The organism is Hoylesella buccalis ATCC 35310 (assembly GCF_000177075.1).
Lineage (GTDB): Bacteria > Bacteroidota > Bacteroidia > Bacteroidales > Bacteroidaceae > Prevotella > Prevotella buccalis.
Map to the genome: position 1 here is coordinate 67,040 of NZ_ADEG01000016.1, position 21,324 is coordinate 88,363.

The following is a 21,324-nucleotide window of genomic DNA, read 5'->3' on the forward strand; positions in this document are numbered from 1 at the left end:
ATGAAAAGATATATCAAACATATCCTTGCTCTCATCATTGCAGTGCCGCTACTTGTGGCCTGTAATGATGACGAAACCACGACAGGGAATCCTGTCATCACGGTTTCTACCGAACGGCTTTCCGCCACGATGGGCGACAGTATAGATTATCATGTAAACTGCTCTAACAGCACGGGAGTTCCCCTCTCCACCCTTAAAGTAGAACTGTGTTATGGAGGGGAAGTCGTAGCCACGCAAACCGTCAGAACCAAGACGGAGGGAACATACAGCGGACGTATTAAAGTGCCTTTTTACCGTTCCATTCCCAATGGTACGGCCGAGCTTCGCTATACACTACAGGATGTATCTCTGGCAATAACAGAAAAAAGTCTTGAGGTGGACATCCAACGTCCGAAATTCAAATCCATCGATTTCGTTTGTGCAGATGGGAAAACTTATGCCATGACACCGTCAGCCGAGAATCCCTACTTGTTCACCACTTTCATCAATACTCCCTCTACGGTTACCAAGGGCCATTTCAAGGCTCCTGCCGTTGGGAATACACACGAGCCATTGTTGTTTGGATGGAATGGCAAGGAAGTGTCTCTAGGAAACGATGGCGACATCACTTTCACATCTGAGAATGCGGGAGATGTAGAAATAAGCTTCGATATGCGGTATTTCGAGTACGGACCAACCTACGAAGCCCAAATCACATTAGTTCAGTTTGCCGCAAGCGGCGAAACACAAGTGCTGAATATGTCGCGAGGAAAACTATATGAGTTTGAGGGATCACCGGAAATGAAATCAGACGAATGGTATTACGACCCAGATTTCCTGAGCCGGAACAACGACGGCACATTCACATTCAAAGCCCTCACGGGAAGCTACTCGCTCACGGCAGACTTCGAGAAGAAGTACTTCCGCATACATCCGCTGGCAGAGAATGGCAACCCAGCCTCACTGCAACCCGACGGCACAGGTTGTATATGGATTATCGGAAGCGAAGGTGTGAACAAGCCTACATGGAAAGCCATCAACCACGGCTGGTGGACTGGAGTAGATGTTGATGTGGCCATGGCTCCCATCGCTGACAAAGTATACCAAGTGACGTTGACCATCGGACAGCAACTGAATGCCAAAGATATCAACTTCAAGTTCTTCGGTCAGCCCAACTGGGGTGTGGAATTCGGTAAAGCTGGTTCCGACCATTATCTCGTTACCGACAATCCCAACTTCAAAGTTCAGGAGAAAGATGGCAATATCGCCATCGCCGATGATGCAACAATCAAAGATGGAGAAACCTACGTCTTCACAATCGACTGTTCAGCAGGAATGAAGCCTGCAAAACTGAAGGTTGCAAAACAATAAGAAATGAATCTTTGAGGCCAAAGCTCACATGGCCTTGGTCTCAAAGATTTCTTTTCACAGACGGTTATGATGATTGGCAATATAGCTGCGTTATGTCATTACATATATGACGAGAAACTGCGGCCACTGAAAGAGCATTTTGTTTTTATATTCACTGAATCTACAGACTAATACTTCCTTATGATTAGAGTTCGGGGCTACACAACTTCTCACTGAAAGTCAAATAGTATCTTGTAATGTTGGGAAAGATTCTAAAGCAAGAATCCCAATCCTCGGATGAGAATTGGGAAACCTGTTGTTTGTTTGGAATAAGTTTGAAAATTGTTAAGCTTCTGCTTTTTTCATTATTTCTGCGTAAGCTTCTTCTGAAAGAACAGAAACGGTACTCTTGTCTTTACGACCTTTTTGGAAGTAAACGATACCATCACTTAAAGCATATAGTGTATCGTCTTTGCCCATTCCTACATTCTGACCTGGGTTATGTTTAGAGCCACGTTGACGAACTATGATGTTGCCTGCGATAACACTTTGACCACCCCAAATCTTTACGCCTAATCTTTTCGATTCTGAATCACGGCCGTTCTTAGAACTACCTACACCTTTCTTATGTGCCATTGTTGAATTCCTCCTAAAATTTAAGCGATTACTTGTTTAACTTCTACTTCTGTGAACTGCTCGCGATGACCATTCTTCTTACGATAGTCTTTGCGACGCTTCATCTTGAAAACGATGACTTTGTCACCTTTCACAAGAGGGTTCACAACTTCTACTACTACTTTTGCACCTTCTACAGTAGGTGTGCCGACAGTGATAGCTCCTTCATTGTCTACCAGGAGTACCTTGTCAAACTCAACAGTTTTTCCACTCTCAACATCTTTGATGTGGTGAACAAAAAGCTTTTTTCCTTGTTCAACTTTAAACTGCTGACCGTTAATTTCTACGATTGCGTACATTATTATTTATTAAAAAACGGTTTTCTTCCGCAAGGCGACTGATACTTATCAGTACTTATTCTGGCCTTAACGGACTAAATCAACTGCAAAGGTACTCATTTTTCGTTGTAATCTGATGAAATGGGAGAACTAAACACTAATTTTAAGAGAGATTAACACAAGAATAAGCTAGATTCACCATAACTTTTTGCTCAGTTGTCTGTGAATTATCTAGTGAATCTTTTGTATTTACCATAATAACGGTTATCTTGAAAATTCTTTGTAATATTGCAGCAATTTAATAACATTTACAAATATAACAAATTATGAGAAATTTGCATCCTGTCGCTCAAAGTTATTATGTCGCCATCTTAAGAGATGAAACTTTCATCCGTTGTTGTGTCCCTGTTTCACGCAAAGCAATTTTGGCTAAAAGTATGAAGATTGAACATTTTGTTAATAATGCTTTAACTATAGCTTGTAATGTTGCTCGTGATGAATATGCTACGGTTTTAGCTTATTGTCCCGTTGATGATAGCTACTATCCTTTATTTAACTATAATCCTTTTGTCAAATTTATTTCTACCCCTAAGCGTTAATTATGTTTGACATGGATCCTTGTGCAATCAATTCAACCCCAAAATATCAAAATTTCACTCGCTGTGGCTCCTGTGGTTATGCTGCACTTTACTTTGATGGCTCTGGCCATGTTGCAGGCTTGCAGTGCTATTTTGGCAGCGATGACCTTACAATAGTTGATTTACGACAACCTGACGATATGTGCGATAAAGTATGATTGAACCCTCACATTTAAAGATAGTTGGAAATTGCTTAAACCCTCGCAAAGTATACAACCCCTCTTTGCATGGTTGGATGTATTGTTCATGCGACAAGTGTACTGCCTGTTTAAATCAAAAAGCAACTACCCTATCAAATCGTGCTCGAGCAGAAATTGAGCAACATAAATATAGTGTTTTCTTCACTTTAACCTATGATAATGAGCATTTACCCAAGTATGAAGTCTTTCAAGATTCAAACGAAGTTATACAATATCGTCCTATTGGCCGTCTTGTAGACGATTCATCTTCCGATATGCTTTCTAATTCATGTCCAATAAACAAATATAATAATTATGAAAACCTTTATCAGTTTGATGAAAGTACTTTTATTCCTCCTATTGAAAATTATGAGGATATTTACCATTTTGGTGTTGTTTGTAAAAAAGATATTCAGAACTTCTTAAAGCGTCTTCGTTGGCGCATTTCTAAAATTCCAAATATTACAAAAGATGAAAGCAAAATCAGATATTATATTTCTTCGGAATATGGACCAACAACCTACCGTCCGCATTACCACGGTATTTTATTCTTCGATAGCAAAAAAATATTGGATAAAATTAAAAGTCTCATCGTTATGTCCTGGGGTAAATATGAAAGACAGCAAGGCGAACGCAACCGTTTTAAGTTTCGGCCGTTTGCGCGTCCTTCTCTTACCTCCGATTACATCAAGCTCTGCGACCCTAACACAGCCTATTATGTTGCGTCCTATGTTGCTGGCAATGATAACCTACCTCAAGTACTTCAACTCCGTGAGACAAAGCCGTTCCATGTTCAAAGCAAAAATCCTGTTATCGGCTCGTATAAAGTGGATAAGCAAGAAATACTCGAAAACATCAATCGAGGAACTTATACAACTACTAAACAAGTCTTTGATGATAAAACAGGACAATTCAACGATGTTATTGTTCCACTTCCCGAAACTACTTTGTCTTCCATATTCCGAAAATGTGTGTGCTACAGCACTCTTACTAATGATGTTAAACAACAATTATATTCGTTCTATTCAAAATACCTTGAAGAATGGAAAAACCATTTAACATATGAAATTTATGACCTTATCGTTAAAGAAAATAACCTACATGCTTTGCAAGTATTTGGTGGATTTACTTCGCCTGATAGCTTGCGTGTTATCTACCATTATTTACATAGTTATCCTTATCTTAAATATCGTAGTTTTCTTCGTAAGTACCATAGTGAAGAGTATAATAGACTTGATATGGATACAGGCCAAAATTGGTATGCCAGCAAAAATGCATTTAAGCAAACCAAAGTTCTTAATTTCTCAAAGTACTATAAGCACGAAGATGCTATTGTCAGTTATCTGTGTCTTTTTGATAAGTATTTGTTACTTCGCAAGATGTATACTTTAAAGAACTTCTATGAGTTACAAGACGATTTAATTAAGTCTGTTGGAATGCGCTCTGCCCTCCTCCACTGCTATCCTACTATGTACGAAGATATTCAGACAGCTAAATGTAAAGTAAAATCTTATAAGTTTCCAGAATCTAATAATAATGTAATCAGTTATGTTCAACGTTATGTAAGCAAGCATAATTTGTTGATGAAACCTTTAAATAAAACTTTTGAACAAAGTCTGTATTATAAGACTTTTGTCAATCAACAAGAACAACGTCTTTTAAAATCAACCAAGCAAAAAAAGTTTAACAACTCTTTTATTAATAACCAACGTTTAATTTATTAAGTTATGTCAAAAAAAATTCCTTTAATTAAAGCAAGCCGTGCGAATCGTCCTCGCAATGCTTTTGACCTGTCGCAAAAACATTTGTTTACTGCACATGCTGGAATGTTATTACCTGTAATGACATTGGATTTGATTCCTCATGACCATGTCAGCATCCAAGCTACAGACTTTATGCGCTGTTTGCCGATGAATTCCGCTGCGTTCATGTCTATGCGAAGTGTGTATGAATTCTTCTTTGTTCCTTATTCGCAACTTTGGCACCCGTTTGACCAATTTATTACAGGTATGAACGACTATCGCTCCGTACTTCAATCTGATTTGTATAAATCTAAATCTCCTTTAGTTATCCCCTCTTTCAAACGTAAAGAGTTGTACGAACTCTTTAATGCTCCAGGTGGTTTCCTTAATCAACAATCAAACCAGCCCGATATTTTTGGTTTTAAAAGTAGATTTAATTTCTTACGTTTACTTGATTTGTTGGGCTATGGCGTTTACGTAAATGCTGATGGCTCTTCCCGTATAGATGCATTTAGTAAGTTATTGGATGACACAGAAAAGCTTTCTATTTTCCGTTTAGCTGCTTATCAAAAGATTTATTCCGACTTTTATCGCAATACTACTTATGAAGCAGTTGATGTTTCTTCTTTCAGTTTAGATAATATTACCGATTCTATTTCCGCTATTAATGCGTTTAAACGTTTCGGTACTCTTCGTTATCGTAATGCGCAATTAGATTATTTTACTAACTTGCGTCCTACACCTTTGTTTGATTTAGATAACCCGTCTCTTAATAGCTTTTACAATACTCCAGGCAATGCTGATTCGGTATCCATAGATTCAGATTCTAATGCTGTTAATTTTCAATTAGATTCAGATTTACTTACCGTACAATCTATTCGCAATGCATTTGCTCTTGACAAATTGATGCGTATAACACAGCGTGCAGGTAAAACGTACGCAGAACAAATTAAAGCGCATTTTGGCTTTGAAGTAAGTGAAGGTCGTGATGGTAGAGTTAACTATATTGGTGGTTTTGATTCTAATATACAAGTTGGTGATGTTACCCAAATGAGTGGTACCACAGCATCACCTGAGCAAGGTGTAAGTATTAAACATGGTGGTTACCTTGGCCGTGTTACAGGTAAAGCGCAAGGTAGTGGTTCTGGTCATATTGAATTTGATGCGCATGAGCATGGTATTCTTATGTGTATTTATTCCTTAGTTCCAGATATGCAATATGATGCAACTCGTATAGACCCATTTGTAACTAAACTTTCTCGAGGTGATTTCTTTATGCCTGAATTTGAAGATTTAGGTATGCAGCCTTTACAGACACGTTATATCTCGGATATACGTACCCAAACTGAAAAGTTTAAAGGTTGGCAACCTCGTTATAGTGAGTATAAGACTTCTTTAGATATTAACCATGGTCAATTTGCAAATGGTCAGCCACTCAGTTATTGGACCGTTGGTCGTGGACGTGCTGGTGAAACATTGGAAACTTTTGATATTGCATCTTTAAAGATTAACCCTAAATGGTTAGATTCAATTTTTGCTGTTAATTACAATGGAACACAGATTACAGATTGTGTTTTTGGTGGATGCCAATTCAATGTTCAAAAAGTAAGTGATATGTCTGAAAATGGTGAACCTCGTATTTAATAATTTTTGATATGGAAAAAGTAAATAATTCTTCTCAGTCTATTTTTACAGATATTGACGTGTACATGCCACATTTGTCCAATGAACAAAAAGCTGCTGCTTTCCAGGTATATGTAAAACCTAAGAACCCAAGTCTGTGTGAGGATATTAACAAACTTGCTGATGTTCTTTTCCCTGTGGATCCTGTTACAGGTAACCCCGATAATATGGTAGACAAACTTATTTCTCCAAATGTTAATCCTATGGAGAAAGAGCGTATCTTGTCTTTTATGCAAAAGATGCCTGCAAGCAAGCGTAACAATCTAAGTGATAAAGAACTCATGGATATGTTACCAAGCAGATACAATTCTACACTTACGGACATTGATAAAGTACGTGATTTCTTCGAAAATGAGATTTACACAAGTCTTGAAGATGAAAGTAAGCAAGAAGATTCTTCTGCTTCAGGTACTGAAACTTCTGAATCTACTGATTAATTATGTCAAATTTCCTTTCACCTTATATGTATGGGGACCCGTCATTTCGGGTACCCCCTACTTTAATAAATCCCAATTCTATGTCACCTATTATTCCTTTTTTAGAACCTGCTGCCGGTGCTTTCAACGGCTTACTTGGTGCTTTCGGTGCATCAAGACGTCAGAAACGTGCTATTAAAAATCAGTGGGCTATGTTTGAAGCTCAAAAACAGCACCAAAACGAAGTTAATGAACGTGCGATGGCATTTCAACGTGAAATGAACCAACGCAACGAAGATTGGAACAACGAAAGTAACGTCCGTCAACGTGTAGAAGACGCAGGTTATAACCCATACCTGTACCAAAACGGCGCTATGTCTTCAAATGTAAATCAAAGTACTCCACTTGCGCAAAATGTTGCACCAACTTCACCTGTTGACCTACCCGACCCTTTCAGCGAGTTTGCAAACTCTGCAATTGATTCTGTTAAAGGTATTGCAGATATCTTGTTAACTAAACAAAATACAAGAAATATTGCTGCCGATTCTGCTCGAGCAGAATATATGCTTGGCAGACAAAAGTACAAAGATAGTCAAAAGTATGCAGGTTATGACTTGCCTACAGCGGAAGCTCAGTTAACTCATACCCAGCTAGAAGATGCACGTCAACTCATGATTAAAGATACCGTTGAGGCAAATTTGGCAATTATGACAGAAAATATTTCTAAATCTCTTGCATTTGACGAAAACGACCAACCTATTACTGACGAATCTGGCCGTCAACTGATGTTGAAAGAAGTGTCTGACCGTTCTCTTTTAAAATCTAATGAGAAATTATTAGATAAAATTAAAGCTGAAATAAGACGTGTCGAAGAAGAATCAGATTTGACCAAGGTAAAAAAGAAACTAGAACAATTTAATCTTGATAATCTTGCACCTGCTCAGGTAAAAGAAGTTTATGCTACTATCGGTAGAATCGAGTCTGAAATTATTCAAAAGAAAGCTGCTGCTGAGTTTATTGGCGAGCAAGTACAAACTGAACGAGTTAAGCGTACAGGTGAAATATTTTCGACTGGTATTAAAGCAAAAGATTATAAGTATTATGAATGGAATAAACTTGGCCAATTTGGTAGTAAGTTTATTCAGCTTATACCAAAAAGAAAAGGTATGGCAGCTAAGCCTAAGCCTTAATATACATGTATGTTATATATGCTGTCACTATTAGTTCTAATATTAGATAGAATGCTATAATACTCATAATAATTATCAATATCACTTTTATTATTTTGTTCATACCATTTTGTTTTATGTTGCAAATATAGATAAATTCTTTTTCATACTTAATAATTCAATAAGTTTAATTACGTTGTCTGTGAAGATAGCGTAATTTTTGTTTTATCATCTTCTAACCATATTTATATCTTTTTACAAATAGTTATTAACTATTAAATAACTTAATATAATTTAACTTATATAACTTCTATATTATTTATGTTTAATTAACCATACCTCAATAACTTATTAAACTTTATTAAATTAACTATTTATATTTATTATTATTTAACTTAATTCTTTAAATATCCCTATATTTATCTATTGTTATTCTCAAAATACTATATTATCTTTAATTCTTGTTAATATTATTATTTACATATATTTATATTTATTTAACGTCAATATAATTATTGTTAATTAGGTTAATGTTTAATAATTCGTCTTTAAGCGAGTTTACGAGCATACAAGGGGCATAGGGGACGGTAGTCCCCATAGCGATAGCACCACTCCCGCTGACGGCGAAACGTGCGCCCGAGATGCGGAGTTTACGCAGCATCATGCGCACGAGTGAAATGCAATGGAACGACCTCATAATAACTTTTTATTGTTTTCATGGAAATGAGAATGCCACCGCCATTCTCCTCCGCCCTTGTTTATTATTGGAAAACTGACAGCACATAATATCGACAAAATCTTTCATTTTGTATATTTGCGTTAATATTAGTTAAATATAGTACTTTAATTTATCTTACTAACGGTTATATATAAATTTGCATGTAAAATAACCTTATATTGAAAGTGTTAGTTTTCTTCCGTCGCCAAATATTTTGTTCCTGTACGAGTGACAAGTTCCTTTGCAAATGATTTGGGAAAGCCGGGACGTTTGACTTTAGCTCCGAGACCTGTCTTTGTTTTTAAGAATCGACCGTTTCTTTCTGGCTTTATTGTCATATCGTTGTATTTAACAATCAGATGAACTGCAAGTTGTTTCCATCGTCCAAGCATCTCTTGCGCCTTTTTGTTTGAATAATCATTAAGATAATTAATTGCATCAACTTTGTTGGAACTATATCGTCTTTGAGCTTCAGCTTCTATTTCTTGTTGATTGTTAAAATACGATGATTCCAAGGAATCACGGACTGTTTTAAGGTCTCCAAACATCTGATAATAACGCGGATAAATCATGTTGCTGACCCAATTGCAAACCCAAAACGCATTTTTATCTGAGAATGTAACAGCATCTGCACCTGGTGTGTTGTAACACTCTGGTTGCGTTGTATTTCCGCAATATATAGGAGTATATGCAACCATGTTCCCATCATCATTGCCAAACCAAAGAAGTCCACCGATTTCACGTGGCAACCAGGCCCTCATCTGACTGACATAGGAGAATGCAGATTGCTGAGTAGATGTAGGCCGTTCATTGAAATACTGCTTGTCACCAACTTTATACATCAGCGGTGTAGGCCGGTATGGCATCTGCCAAATTCCACCTCCAATATCAACACTGTCCAAGGCCAGCGGCGTACCTTCATAATGATCGCGCATGCAAGTTTGGATATCTTGTACGCTCACTTTCTTCTTCGGAAAAATCCACAGAGGCATGTCTTCTGCATTTGGATCTTTTCCCATTGCCCATGGCAAATAGCGAGTCATATCTTGGAAATGATTGAAGAAACTCCATACGCGAGCATCACAGAATCTTCTGCCAGAAAAATCAGGTTTCGCATAAACATCCTTCCACGAAAAGTCTGCATCTTTACCTGAATACCAACCTTTCTCCCTTGCAAATTTAACAACGTCTTTCGCATACATGACGTTCTTCTTGTCCTTCATGTTGAACTTCGAAATGCGGCTTTGGTTTGCATGTCCACATATAGCGTCATCAGGAATACGCATGGCCACCCATACGGTGCCTTTACTACCAGGCCCCTTCCCCATCATTTCCATGATCCATGCTTCATTGGGATCACAAATAGTAAAAGTTTCACCTTCACTGTTATATCCATATTGATTGGTCAAAGTGGTCATCACCTTGATTGCTTCACGCGCTGTTCTTGATCGTTGTAACGCGATGTATATCAGTGAACCATAGTCGATTATGCCTGTTGAATCAACCATTTCTTCCCTTCCGCCATAAGTTGTTTCTCCAATTGTTACTTGATATTCATTGATGTTGCCAATGACGTTATAGGTTTCAGCTGCTTCTGGAATTTGGCCATGATACTCGTTATTATCCCAGTCGTAAATATCACGCATCGTGCCAGGTTGATGTTTACCTGCGGGGAAATGGCACAATCCAATAAACAGCCCATAATCATCTGCATTGTAAGAACAGATAACTGAGCCATCTGCAGAGGCCTTCTTTCCGACAATGAAGTTCGTGCAGGCCAAAGCGCTCTGTAGGTTGAGGACAAGTGCACAAACCGTCATGAAAATTACTTTGGTACATAGCGAATTAACGTTATGCTCACTCTTGGAAAAAATAAATCTCATCATAATCATATAAGGTATAATAGTGTTTATAAAAAAGCCTATTTTATTGCAGCTGATGCTGGTACTTTTTCATTGACATTTTGCATTCTTTGTGATGATGCCGATGTTTGAACCGCTGATTTCAGAGAATCATTTCCGCCTTTGTGTCTCGCTTCAGAAGATATAGAGTCAGAAGGAGCTTCTCCTGTGCGCTTCGGTTTCGGCGCATGGATTCTAATCAAACTGATGTTTGAGATAATCATCAGCTTAAAGGTTGTGCTATACGCATCTGCCGAATTGCCTTTATTAAGTATGAAATATCCCTTGATTTCCTTAATGCCGACGTGATTGTTATCTGATATTTGAAGCGTATAATGATTTGGTGTTGATACATATACGTGTTGTGAATAGACGCTGTCATTATTGAACTTAACGGCCAACATCGCTATAGCTTCTCGTGAGCCATCTTGATAAATAAACTGTGTATCAAAGTTCAGCCATAAATTGTCACCAGCCTTATAGGTTGTATCAGTCTTCAACGTGAAGGAGCTCAGATTAAAAGGTCTGTAAGGAGAAAATACAATCGATCGTTCCCCCGTCCACACATTGGTTGTATCTCCATTCGCCGAATTCAAGCTATATTGATTAATTTCACTTGCAGATGCTCCCAGTGCCAGTGCTTCCTTGCTCAGCCTTGTTGAGAGAGATTCATATATTTTCTGTAGCAATCTTGTGTGCCTTGTGTAGTAAACCATCGAACTGTCAAACTCAGCTTCTGACACACCATTCTTTTTCAGTACAGCGGTTTTGTAGGCAATCATGGTTGTTGGCTCTCCGCTGTTCGATTGATACATGGCATCGGCAATGTGGTAATCGTACAAGATGTCTTCCATTTTGTCTGGCTGGATGTAACGGTCAGGCACAGAGGGAGTGCACGAAACCATTGCCAGCAAGAAGAAAGCAAAGAGCAAATAATATTTAGACGATTGATCACTCATGTGATTCCTCATTTTGGTCCTCTCCCTTCATGGTAGTTCCAATGAGTTCTAACTCTTTCCGGTAGAAAAGCAGCAAAAGAACTACGCCAACGCTGATGCATGCATCTGCAAAATTGAATATGGGTGAGAAGAAGATAAACTCTTTCCCACCAAATTGCGGCACCCATTGTGGCCATGTCGTTTCTATGATGGGGAAATAAAACATGTCCACCACCCTACCATGTAGGAATGATGCATAGCCAGAACCGAAAGGCACAAGCTCAGCGACATCATAAGGTGTGGATGGAGAAAATATCAAGCCATAAAACATAGAATCGATGATATTCCCCATCGCACCAGCAAGAATCATAGCTAGACAGATGATGTAACCTCTTGGTTGCGGACGTTTCACCAATTTGTACATATAGTAGGCAATCACCGAGATGGCTACTATTCTGAAAAGGCTCAACGTCAGCTTGTTGAAAAAGGTCATACCGTATGCCATTCCATTGTTCTCGATGAACCTGATGTAGAACCAATCAGCTATGTGAATAGAGTCATCCAAGGCCATGTTGGTCTTGACCAAAATCTTGATAATCTGATCAATCACCAAAATGGCCACAACTATGATAATCGCTAATTTTCCGTCTGTTATATATCTCTTCATCAACTTCTGGTTACGATACATAGAATGCCAGCCTGCATTAATGGTTTCGTGCTTTCTTTGATGCCACGCTCAAAGTGGCATGCGGCACAGCTTTCAATCTTTCTTTCGGAATCAATTCTCCTGTCATCCTATCAACGCCGTACGTTTTGTTGTTAATTCGCACCAATGCAGCTTCCAAACCTTGGATGAACTTCTGCTGGCGGTTCGCCATCTGTACCAGCTCTTCCTTGGTTTGTGTGGCACTACCCTCTTCAAGAGCCTTATACGTAGGAGACGTATCATCAATGTCATTACCGTCAGAATTCATGATTTGTTTCATCATGCTTGTATAATCTCTGCGGGCCAAACTCAATTTTTCATGTATGATAGCGCGAAACTCTTCCAGTTCTTCATCGCTATACCTTTTCTTCTCTTCCATATAAAATGAATTCAAACGTACAGCCAGAAACTTACAAACCTGCGCTCCTTACCGTACTTGTTGTTATGAAACTATACTTTTTTTACTAAAATATGAAGTTTGAAATCGTCAAAGTCAACCTCTACCCCATCATTCGGTTCAATGACAACGTTATCTGCCAACACCTGACTTTTGATGTAATCGCTAAATGCCTGTATGGCTTCGTCAGTTTGTTCATTGGGAGAAACTGTCACGTTAATTCGGTCGGTAATCTCAAAATCACTTTCCTTGCGTAGATTTTGAATACGATTGATGAGCTCTCGTGCCATGCCTTCTTTCTTCAGGTCATCCGTCAATTCAACCTCCAAGGCCACGGTCAGATTGCCCTCGTTGGACACCAACCAGCCTGGAATATCCTCGTTGACGATTTCAACATCATCTCTTTCAACCGTTACTTCCTGGCCATCAACAGCAAAGCTGATGCTTCCATCATGCTCCAGAGATGCGATTTGTTCTTGTGTGACGCTGTTCATAAAGTTAGCAACCCCCTTCATGAGTTTTCCAAACTTCTTGCCCATGGTTCTGAAGTTACACTTCACTTTCTTTACCAGCAAACCTTCACCTTCCATGAAGTTCAATTCCTTTACGTTGACCTCTCGCTTAATCAAATCTGCCATCGCATTGATTCGGCGTTTTTGTTCTTCATCGATGGCAGGAATCATAATCTGCATCAATGGTTGACGTACCTTAATGTTCACTTTGCGACGCAACGCTAACACCATGCTAGTGACTTTCTGTGCCAAGTCCATGCGTGCCTCCAGGTCTTCGTTGACCAGTTGTTCATCGGCAACAGGAAAACGTTCCAAGTGCACACTCTCCGCTTTGCCTCCCAAATCAAGATATAACCGATCGGCGTAGAACGGAGCGAACGGAGCCAGCAACTTGCTGACGGTCATTAAACAGGTATACAGGGTATGGTATGCCGAACGCTTGTCGGCACTCATTTCTTTCCCCCAGAAACGTTTTCTGTTGAGACGAACATACCAGTTACTGAGGTCGTCATTGACAAAACTATCAATCATTCTGCCTGCACGAGTAGGATCATACCCGTTTAACGCGGTCTCCACGTTTTTAATCAAGGAATTGAGTTTCGAGATAATCCACAGGTCAATCTCGGGTGCTTGGCCCCTGTTTGAATGTGTCGTAGTTGGATCAAAACCATCCACGTTGGCATACAAGGCGAAGAATGAATAAGTATTATATAAGGTGCCGAAGAATTTGCGACGCACCTCGTCAACTCCTTCTTCATCAAACTTCAAGTTATCCCATGGGGCCGAGTTGGTCATCATGTAAAAGCGCACGGCATCGGCTCCATACTTCTCAATCATGTCGAATGGATTCTTGACATTGCCCAGGTGCTTACTCATTTTGTTGCCCTTGGCATCGAGAACCAATCCTGTAGAGATAACATTTTTGAACGCCACTGAATCGAAGACCATCGTTGCAATGGCGTGCAGCGTAAAGAACCAGCCACGCGTCTGATCCACGCCTTCATTGATAAAGTCGGCTGGGAAGAATGCGGGCGGAATAGGCGTGCCATGATAGGTGCTTTCAACCATTGCCTTACGGGCATCTTCTCCGGTCACCACCCTATCCTGCGCATCTCGCATGGTCTTGCCCTCGGCCATGTCGCCTTCAAATGGATAATGCTGTTGCGCATAGGGCATCGAACCACTGTCAAACCAAACATCAATCAAGTCGCTTTCACGATACATGGGGTCTCCCTGTTCGTTTACCAGCACGATATTGTCGACGTATGGGCGGTGCAAGTCTATCTTGTCATAATTGGCTTGCGAATAGTCACCGGGTATAAATCCTTGATCCTTCAATGGGTTCGACTTCATGTAACCGGCAGCCACGCTCTTTTCCAGCTCATCGTATAATTCGGCCAAACTACCAATGCATTTCTCGCCTTTATTCTCATCGCGCCATATTGGTAAGGGTGTTCCCCAGAAACGACTGCGACTTAGGTTCCAATCATTCAAATTTTCAAGCCAATTGCCAAAGCGACCAGAACCCGTAGACGCTGGTTGCCAGTTGATGGTGTTGTTCAGTTCTACCATCCGTTCTTTCTTGGCCGTGTCCTTGATGAACCAGCTATCCAGCGGATAGTACAAGATGGGCTTGTCTGTTCTCCAGCAGTGTGGATAGCTGTGTACATGTTTCTCTATTTTGAATGCCGTCCCTTCCATCTTCATCTCCATGACCATGATGACGTTCAGGTCTTCAGCTTTTTCAGAAGCTTCCACATCCCACACCCCATTGGGATTGAACTTAGGATCATACGAGTTCTTCACATAGTCGCCGGCATGATGTGCATACGCTTCTACGGCCACACATTTTTCCACGAAGTTTGCATCAAGTTCTTCTACAAGATAATACTTTCCTTGCAGGTCAACCATGGGGCGGGTTTCGCCTTTTTTGTTGATTAAATACAAACCTGGTATCCGTGCATCCTTTGCCACCTTGGCATCATCAGCACCGAAGGTTGGTGCAATATGCACAATGCCTGTACCATCGTCTGTAGTAACGTAGTCGCCAAGAATTACTCTGAAAGCCTCACTCGCCATCTCTACAAACTGGTCTTTGCCATTTTCGCCCAGGAACACGTTCTCGGGATGCGCCTTTGCGTATTGCTGAACAAACGGAGCCGCATTGGCGTCCACTTTCTCAGCGGGTTTCACCCATGGCATCAGTTGCTCGTAACGCAAGCCTTCCAGGTCACTTCCTTTATAATGTCGAAGCACTTGATAAGGAACTAGCTTCTCACCTTTATTATATGGGGGCATTTCTTCACCTGGAGCCACCTGTCCTTTCGCCGGTAAGTAGGCATTCAAGCGATCGGCAGCTATGATGATGTTGATTTTCTCTGCCGTGTAAGGATTGTAAGTGCGTACCGAAACATAGTCAAATTTCGGCCCTACGCAGAGTGCCGTATTTGACGGAAGCGTCCATGGCGTGGTGGTCCATGCCACCAAATAAGTTGCTCCCCAGGTGCTTGCTGCCAACTCGGCATCGAGCTTAGCCAGCGTATCGTTATCCGTCTTGAACATTGCCGTAACGGTGGTGTCTTTTACGTCACGATAACAGCCGGGTTGATTCAACTCATGCGAACTCAAACCTGTACCCGCAGCAGGCGAATATGGCTGAATGGTGTAGCCCTTGTACATCAATCCGTTGTTGTAAAGTTGCTTCAAAAGCCACCACAGCGTTTCAATGTATTTGTTGTCGTAGGTTATGTAAGGATGGTCAAGATCTACGAAATAACCCATTTCTTCGGTCAGTGTCCGCCACTCTTCAGTGAACTTCATGACGTTTTCACGACATTTACGGTTATAGTCTTCTACCGAGATATAATGTTCAGAATCCTTATTGTCGATATCTTTCTTATTGATACCCAGTTCTTTTTCAACACCCAGCTCCACGGGCAATCCATGTGTGTCCCATCCAGCCTTGCGCAGCACTTGAAACCCTTGCATGGTTTTGTACCGGTTGAACGTGTCCTTGATGGCGCGAGCCAATACATGGTGAATACCGGGATGACCGTTTGCCGATGGAGGACCTTCAAAGAAGATGAACTGTTCACAACCTTCACGCTCATCGATAGACTTGTGGAATATATCCAGTTCCTCCCACTTTGCTAAGATTTCCTTGTTTGTATGGGTCAAGTCTAGCCCTTGATGTTCGGCAAATTTTTTAGCCATAAGTATATTCTGTTAGAGTATGTTATTATTTAAAGCGCAAAGGTAACAAAAAATCTTATGATGCACAAAATTATAGAATATTTTGAATTCGCTGCAATGTTTTTGTTAAGTGCTATTACAAGGAGAGCGACATCGCAGAGTTACTGAATGCAAACAATGAATGAAATCAAACACAGAACGAACTATGGCAGAGAACGAAATCATTACACAGCAAGACCCTCAGATGCAGTTGTTTTCACAACTGATGGAAGGAATATTGAAGAAATTGGAGCGGTATTGCGCTACTGCCCGTCCGATGTTGGGTGGAGAGGTTTACCTGACAGGCGAGGAGGTGTGCAAACTTTTACGGTTGAGTCCTCGCACACTTCAGGACTATCGGGACAATGGCACGATTGCCTATTTCAAAATCGGAGGAAAGATACTCTACAGGCAGATCGACATACAAGCTATGCTTGAAAGGCATTATAATCCAATACCGCAAACAGGTAAGTTATGAGTTAAGTTAAGAACTCAGTCGCGACTTAAGTCAAATGGTCAGTTATGACTTTGGTCAAGAAATTAGTTTCGACCTAAGTCAAAATTAACTTTAGTCAAAAATATGTCAGCTCATAAAGTCAGTAAGTCAAGAAATTAGTCTAAACTTATCTCTTGACTTACTTCTTGAACTTTGAACTCTCGTCTATCAAAAGCACCCCAGAAAGGTTACTTTATGGAACATAACAAACTATCTCTTTCTTTATACTGGCAAGGTGTGTCTTTGTACCACAAATTGCCATTTGTACCACAAAGACCCTTGCCCCAAAGGGGGATTAAATCACTCCCAAGTCGTGATTAGAAAGCAATGAAAAAGCAGAAACAAAAGAAGCCAGACGGCAGATGTGCCACCTGCCCAAGATGGGACAGATGGCACATCAGGATACCTAATTCTGAAGACCAGCAGAAGCTTATCAGACTCTACCGCAAGTCGGGAGCAAAAACGAAAAGTGATTTTGTCCGAGCAAGACTTTTAGGTGAAGCCTTTAAGGTCATCACCCAAGACCCTGCAAAAGAACCTTACTTGGAGAAACTCTCCGAAATCGTTGCCATGACTCATAAGATAGGCGTGCTATACAACGAAGCCGTGAAAGCCCTCAATACTTATCATTCTGTCGCCACTGCTCAACAACTGCTCAGCAAACTCGAAACCTATTCCCAACTTCTTATTAGACTTCAACAACAAGCAGTACAACTGACAAAATCCCTTGAGAGTAAACAAGAATGAATGCTGATAAATCATAACACCCAACGTTAGCATCGTGCTGTGATTGTCCAATCCATCTTTGGTCAGTTATCAATGTTAGGAAGATAGGCTTTGTATGTTGTAGACGGTAATAAAACTGTTCTGGCAATTCTTACATCGGTAGCGTTGTTTACCTGTACTACTTTTACCACTTCTGATAATATTGTTTGAGTGGCAATGCGGACATTGAAACTCAACTCCCAATCTGGAGCATAAAGTTCCAAAACTATCCTGTTGCTTCATTTGCTTATGCTATAATTGCGAAAATAATGCGAAGGCAAAGCGCTAATTCCTGCCTTCGCATTTTTAACTTATCAGATAGTCCTGATAATCAAGACCCAATTTTCACAACTCCCAATCTGGAGCATTACCTGTTCCATCGCTTTTTATAGAATGCAAACTATCTATGCCTGTAACAAGAAGTAGTTTTTTCTTTTTCTTTGTTGAAATAGAATATATATCTAACAAATAATCTTGCCAATTCTTGTCTATAGTGTCTATCCTTAGTTGCAAAAAGGTTCCTTTGACATAAAGACATTTGAATAGATATGCTTTGTTTGATGCGGTATTATAATAGGGTAAGGATTTTATCTCTTGAAGCAAGAGATGTTTTTTATCAGAGATATTGCTATCGATCAGCCCAATTTGTTTGAATAGCTTTATATCCGTAGAGTCCGGAAAAATAAAGATTGTATCGCTTTCTTTTTTATTGTCCGTTACCTCTTTCCATATATTTTTTTGATTAATATTATTTTTTCCAATTTTTATCGGAATAAAATAAGTTCTGTATCTGCTATCAACAGCTGTGTTATAAGAATGTTTATGATGTCTTCTTATCTTTTTATGTGATAAATCGCTCTTATTGTAAACAGCTATGTAATATCCTGCAAAGATATTTGAGGTATCTCTGCTTTGAGCATTTATCTTCCAGCATGGAAATGTATAGAAAACTATTACCAATAATATAATTGTCTTTATCATCTAATAGAGGAAATCAAAACTTTAACTTATCAATGGAGCAATATATGCTATACTCCATTGATAAGTATTTTTTATTAATTCACTTTCTTTGTCCAAAGCCTACCATTGCTCGTATCTGCTTTAGGAGTGTCCCGCTTATTAAAGAGTACCTTTATAGAGTTTTTATCTACTTTAGGAAAATCGTACGTTTTCAAAGTCTTTCCTTCTATAGAAGTTCTTTCTATTGTATCCAATAGCTTCATGACAGATGTCTTATCAGAATGTTCTGCACCCAAATTATGTCCAATTTCATGAATTGCTGTACTTGTATTAATATCTCTTGAGTCAATACCCTCTTCAATACCTTTTTTAATGTTTTCTACATTGAAGTCTATTCTAAAATTATTGGCAGAACCATATTCATTTCCATTATAAACTTCAGTTCCAACGATATTTCCATAATATCGTGGCTCCCCGGAGGTTGTCTCAAAGCATGTATTAAGCCTTGCTTCGTTCACATCTTTTACTTCTTCGGCACTTAGATTGTATTTAGCATAAAAGGTTCTATTCTGCTCTTTGACTTTAATTCCGCTACCGCCTCCTAAGTTATTGTATGCATTAATCGCATCATTTAAACCTTGTTTTTGACTTTCATCTAATGTACCTTTTTTATAGAAATACTTTGCAGTAATAATATATGGGTCTGTTTCTGTCCCATTTCCTGTAACCATGCCATCTCTCCCATCAGGATCAATAAATCTTATTGGGTTATCCATCGTATAGCAATACCCAGTAACACTTGGATATTTCTCCATTAATGGATCTACCCCTAACCACATGGAGATTTTTGGGTCCATGTACCTGGCTCCGTAATAGTATAGCCCGGTTTCTTCATCTAATTCCTTGGCGTTGAAGAGGTAAGGCGTGTTCCAAGTGTTGTTGCGCTCTTCTATGAATACTTCGCCAAACGGCACATACTCAATGTGCTGTGACACTTCTCCGTCTAAGTTGGTGATGTAACTACTGCTGCCCAAGTGATCGGGGTGATAGTAGAACTGCAGCCGCTCGTTAGTGCCAGCTTCGCCAGCCCTCGTCTTGACCATCGCCCTTGCCTGTGAAGTCTCCGGCGTGTCGTCATCACTACTAAAGCCTTTGCCATTGACATAGTCGTCATTGTCCTTTCCAGAATAAGGTAAGTCAAACGTTTTGTAATTGTCTTTAATGGATTGTAACTGCTGATTGTACTTATCCTTGTAATTGATAGTCAAGCCATCTGCCTCATTTCCTGCATACGGGATGCGTCTCGGGTCCGCACCGTAGCTTGCGAGGTCGCCGAGTTTAGATACGATACGCTGGCTACCCACATAGATGTGCTTGGTATATTTGCCACCTTGCCCAGCAACGAGGTATGGGCTGACATAGAGACTGAAGCGTGCCGTACCGGTGTTGCCACCCGAGAACTCGGAATTGACAAAGATAGCTTCATTCTCACCACTAGTCTTCACCGTGCGCTCACCATCGGCATCATACCAGTAGTTGCTCACAAAACCATTCTCGTCGGCTGCAAGGAGTCGGTTTTCTTCGTCCCACTTGTACTTCTGCTCGGTTGCCTTTTCATCTTCCTTGCCATCATGCTTTACACGGCTGGTGTTGATGTAGACAAGGTTTCCGTTGGCATCATAGGTGTACTTGTGTCCGTTGTTGATGTTCGTGCTGTCCGTCGGGGTTTCTTCCGTGCGGTAGTTGATGTCACGGACACTGGCCAGTTGGAATTTCTTGCCCTCATCATTATTATATGTATAGGTGAGGTCATAGCCTGCATTGAGGGTACCGTTGAACTGCACGTTACTTTGCGTGAGGTGCTGCTTCTTGCTCGTGATGCGGTGCATGTTGTCATAGCCCATGGCAAGGGTGTAAGATGCCGTCTTATTGTCCGCACCCTTGTAAGTACCTGTTGCGCTTGACAAACGATACAGTGGGTCATAAGTGTAGCTGTGGCTTATCTGTCCGCCTGCCTTGCCGCTCTGCGGGAGCGGGGCGTTGTTCTGAATGCCCAGCACGTTGCTCACGGCATCATAGCTGTAGGCATTGTCCATGATGGTGCCTGCCTTGGCGTTCTTTATTATTGCACTTTTCCGCTTTTGACAATTCCAATTGGATACAATGCCGACATAAAAAATTAACTCCCAATCAGGAACATCACCATCTAACTTTGTATATAACATTAGTGTCTTCCACAACATTTTCTATTCTGTTTTTGAATTGTATTTTTTTTGCAACAAACTTATTTGAAGAATTAACATTTACATAAAAAATCCTATAACTCTCCACCTTAGTTCCTCTAGTTTGATAATCATGTGAATTAATCGATTCTATAAAAGAAGAAATAAAGGGAGAAGAAAATACTTCGAAAGTATCAACTCCATCAGTTATAATACCACTATTATTCATACACCATCCTTTAAACAGATCTGTAATATTTCTTCCAGTCTTGTCATAAATCTCCAAATCTTCCATATTATTGTATATGCCATCCAGTCCTGGTTCTATTCCTCCTCCAGAAAAAAAACGTATTTCAGGATTGCATAAAT

Annotated in this window: 19 protein-coding genes; 8 read left to right on the top strand and 11 right to left on the bottom strand. The window is 40.0% G+C overall.

The genetic code is table 11. The annotated features are described in order from the left end of the window. Positions 1-1,350, top strand: coding sequence for a DUF5016 domain-containing protein (locus HMPREF0650_RS01545; protein WP_050774823.1), 1,350 nt, complete (start codon positions 1-3; stop codon positions 1,348-1,350). Between the two features lie 324 nt (positions 1,351-1,674). Here the strand turns inward: HMPREF0650_RS01545 and rpmA are convergent, their stop codons facing one another. Continuing rightward, positions 1,675-1,965, bottom strand: a complete 291-nt coding sequence (rpmA, locus tag HMPREF0650_RS01550; protein WP_040562051.1) for a 50S ribosomal protein L27 — start codon at positions 1,963-1,965, stop codon at positions 1,675-1,677. A 20-nt stretch (positions 1,966-1,985) separates the two neighbouring features. Then, entirely contained in the window at positions 1,986-2,303 is a 318-nt protein-coding gene (gene rplU / locus HMPREF0650_RS01555; RefSeq protein ID WP_004347757.1) for a 50S ribosomal protein L21, read from the bottom strand. A 305-nt stretch (positions 2,304-2,608) separates the two neighbouring features. Between rplU and HMPREF0650_RS12970 the strand changes: the two genes are divergently transcribed. The 5 genes from HMPREF0650_RS12970 (at position 2,609) to HMPREF0650_RS01575 (ending at position 8,130) form a co-directional block, all read left to right on the top strand. After that, positions 2,609-2,881: a hypothetical protein gene (locus HMPREF0650_RS12970; protein WP_155813544.1), complete on the top strand. Its 273-nt coding sequence runs from the start codon at positions 2,609-2,611 to the stop codon at positions 2,879-2,881. A gap of 193 nt (positions 2,882-3,074) precedes the next feature. Continuing rightward, the gene (locus HMPREF0650_RS01560) at positions 3,075-4,823 is read left to right on the top strand and encodes a rolling circle replication-associated protein (RefSeq protein ID WP_004347759.1); all 1,749 of its coding nucleotides are present in this window, start codon (positions 3,075-3,077) and stop codon (positions 4,821-4,823) included. A gap of 3 nt (positions 4,824-4,826) precedes the next feature. Continuing rightward, complete coding sequence (locus HMPREF0650_RS01565; RefSeq protein ID WP_004347761.1) at positions 4,827-6,485, top strand: major capsid protein; 1,659 nt, start codon at positions 4,827-4,829, stop codon at positions 6,483-6,485. Positions 6,486-6,496: 11 nt separating this feature from the next. Continuing rightward, positions 6,497-6,961 (top strand): hypothetical protein, encoded by a 465-nt coding sequence (locus tag HMPREF0650_RS01570; protein WP_004347762.1) that lies wholly within the window; start codon positions 6,497-6,499, stop codon positions 6,959-6,961. An 80-nt stretch (positions 6,962-7,041) separates the two neighbouring features. Further along, on the top strand, positions 7,042-8,130 hold the full coding sequence (locus HMPREF0650_RS01575; RefSeq protein WP_004347763.1) for a hypothetical protein: 1,089 nt from the start codon (positions 7,042-7,044) through the stop codon (positions 8,128-8,130). Positions 8,131-9,015: 885 nt separating this feature from the next. Here HMPREF0650_RS01575 and HMPREF0650_RS01580 read toward each other — a convergent pair. The 5 genes from HMPREF0650_RS01580 to ileS form a co-directional block, all read right to left on the bottom strand. Next, the gene (locus HMPREF0650_RS01580; RefSeq protein WP_040562055.1) at positions 9,016-10,647 is read right to left on the bottom strand and encodes a dipeptidase; all 1,632 of its coding nucleotides are present in this window, start codon (positions 10,645-10,647) and stop codon (positions 9,016-9,018) included. A gap of 101 nt (positions 10,648-10,748) precedes the next feature. Continuing rightward, entirely contained in the window at positions 10,749-11,699 is a 951-nt protein-coding gene (locus tag HMPREF0650_RS01585; RefSeq protein WP_004347765.1) for a DUF4296 domain-containing protein, read from the bottom strand. Beyond that, positions 11,680-12,333 (bottom strand): lipoprotein signal peptidase, encoded by a 654-nt coding sequence (locus tag HMPREF0650_RS01590; RefSeq protein WP_040562064.1) that lies wholly within the window; start codon positions 12,331-12,333, stop codon positions 11,680-11,682. Before HMPREF0650_RS01590 ends, HMPREF0650_RS01585 begins: the two co-directional genes overlap by 20 nt. Positions 12,334-12,370: 37 nt before the next feature. Then, positions 12,371-12,751: a TraR/DksA family transcriptional regulator gene (locus HMPREF0650_RS01595; protein WP_004347767.1), complete on the bottom strand. Its 381-nt coding sequence runs from the start codon at positions 12,749-12,751 to the stop codon at positions 12,371-12,373. Positions 12,752-12,822: 71 nt separating this feature from the next. After that, positions 12,823-16,494, bottom strand: a complete 3,672-nt coding sequence (ileS, locus tag HMPREF0650_RS01600; RefSeq protein ID WP_004347768.1) for an isoleucine--tRNA ligase — start codon at positions 16,492-16,494, stop codon at positions 12,823-12,825. Between the two features lie 184 nt (positions 16,495-16,678). Between ileS and HMPREF0650_RS01605 the strand changes: the two genes are divergently transcribed. Both HMPREF0650_RS01605 and HMPREF0650_RS01610 read left to right on the top strand, forming a co-directional pair. Then, positions 16,679-16,990 carry a helix-turn-helix domain-containing protein gene (locus HMPREF0650_RS01605; protein WP_040562066.1) on the top strand — a complete coding sequence of 104 codons (312 nt, stop codon included), beginning with the start codon at positions 16,679-16,681 and terminating at the stop codon, positions 16,988-16,990. 345 nt (positions 16,991-17,335) lie between these two features. Continuing rightward, entirely contained in the window at positions 17,336-17,755 is a 420-nt protein-coding gene (locus tag HMPREF0650_RS01610) for a plasmid mobilization protein (RefSeq protein WP_004347770.1), read from the top strand. A 75-nt stretch (positions 17,756-17,830) separates the two neighbouring features. Here the strand turns inward: HMPREF0650_RS01610 and HMPREF0650_RS13685 are convergent, their stop codons facing one another. The 4 genes from HMPREF0650_RS13685 to HMPREF0650_RS13220 all read right to left on the bottom strand — a co-directional run. Continuing rightward, positions 17,831-18,016 (bottom strand): IS1/IS1595 family N-terminal zinc-binding domain-containing protein, encoded by a 186-nt coding sequence (locus HMPREF0650_RS13685; protein ID WP_081454833.1) that lies wholly within the window; start codon positions 18,014-18,016, stop codon positions 17,831-17,833. Between the two features lie 102 nt (positions 18,017-18,118). Further along, the gene (locus HMPREF0650_RS01615) at positions 18,119-18,754 is read right to left on the bottom strand and encodes a hypothetical protein (RefSeq protein WP_227960911.1); all 636 of its coding nucleotides are present in this window, start codon (positions 18,752-18,754) and stop codon (positions 18,119-18,121) included. Between the two features lie 74 nt (positions 18,755-18,828). Continuing rightward, positions 18,829-20,958 (bottom strand): RHS repeat-associated core domain-containing protein, encoded by a 2,130-nt coding sequence (locus HMPREF0650_RS01620; RefSeq protein WP_004347773.1) that lies wholly within the window; start codon positions 20,956-20,958, stop codon positions 18,829-18,831. Then, positions 20,933-21,324 (bottom strand): hypothetical protein (locus HMPREF0650_RS13220; RefSeq protein ID WP_040562057.1); only part of this gene is annotated, 392 nt, incomplete at its 5' end. The genes HMPREF0650_RS01620 and HMPREF0650_RS13220, both read right to left, overlap by 26 nt.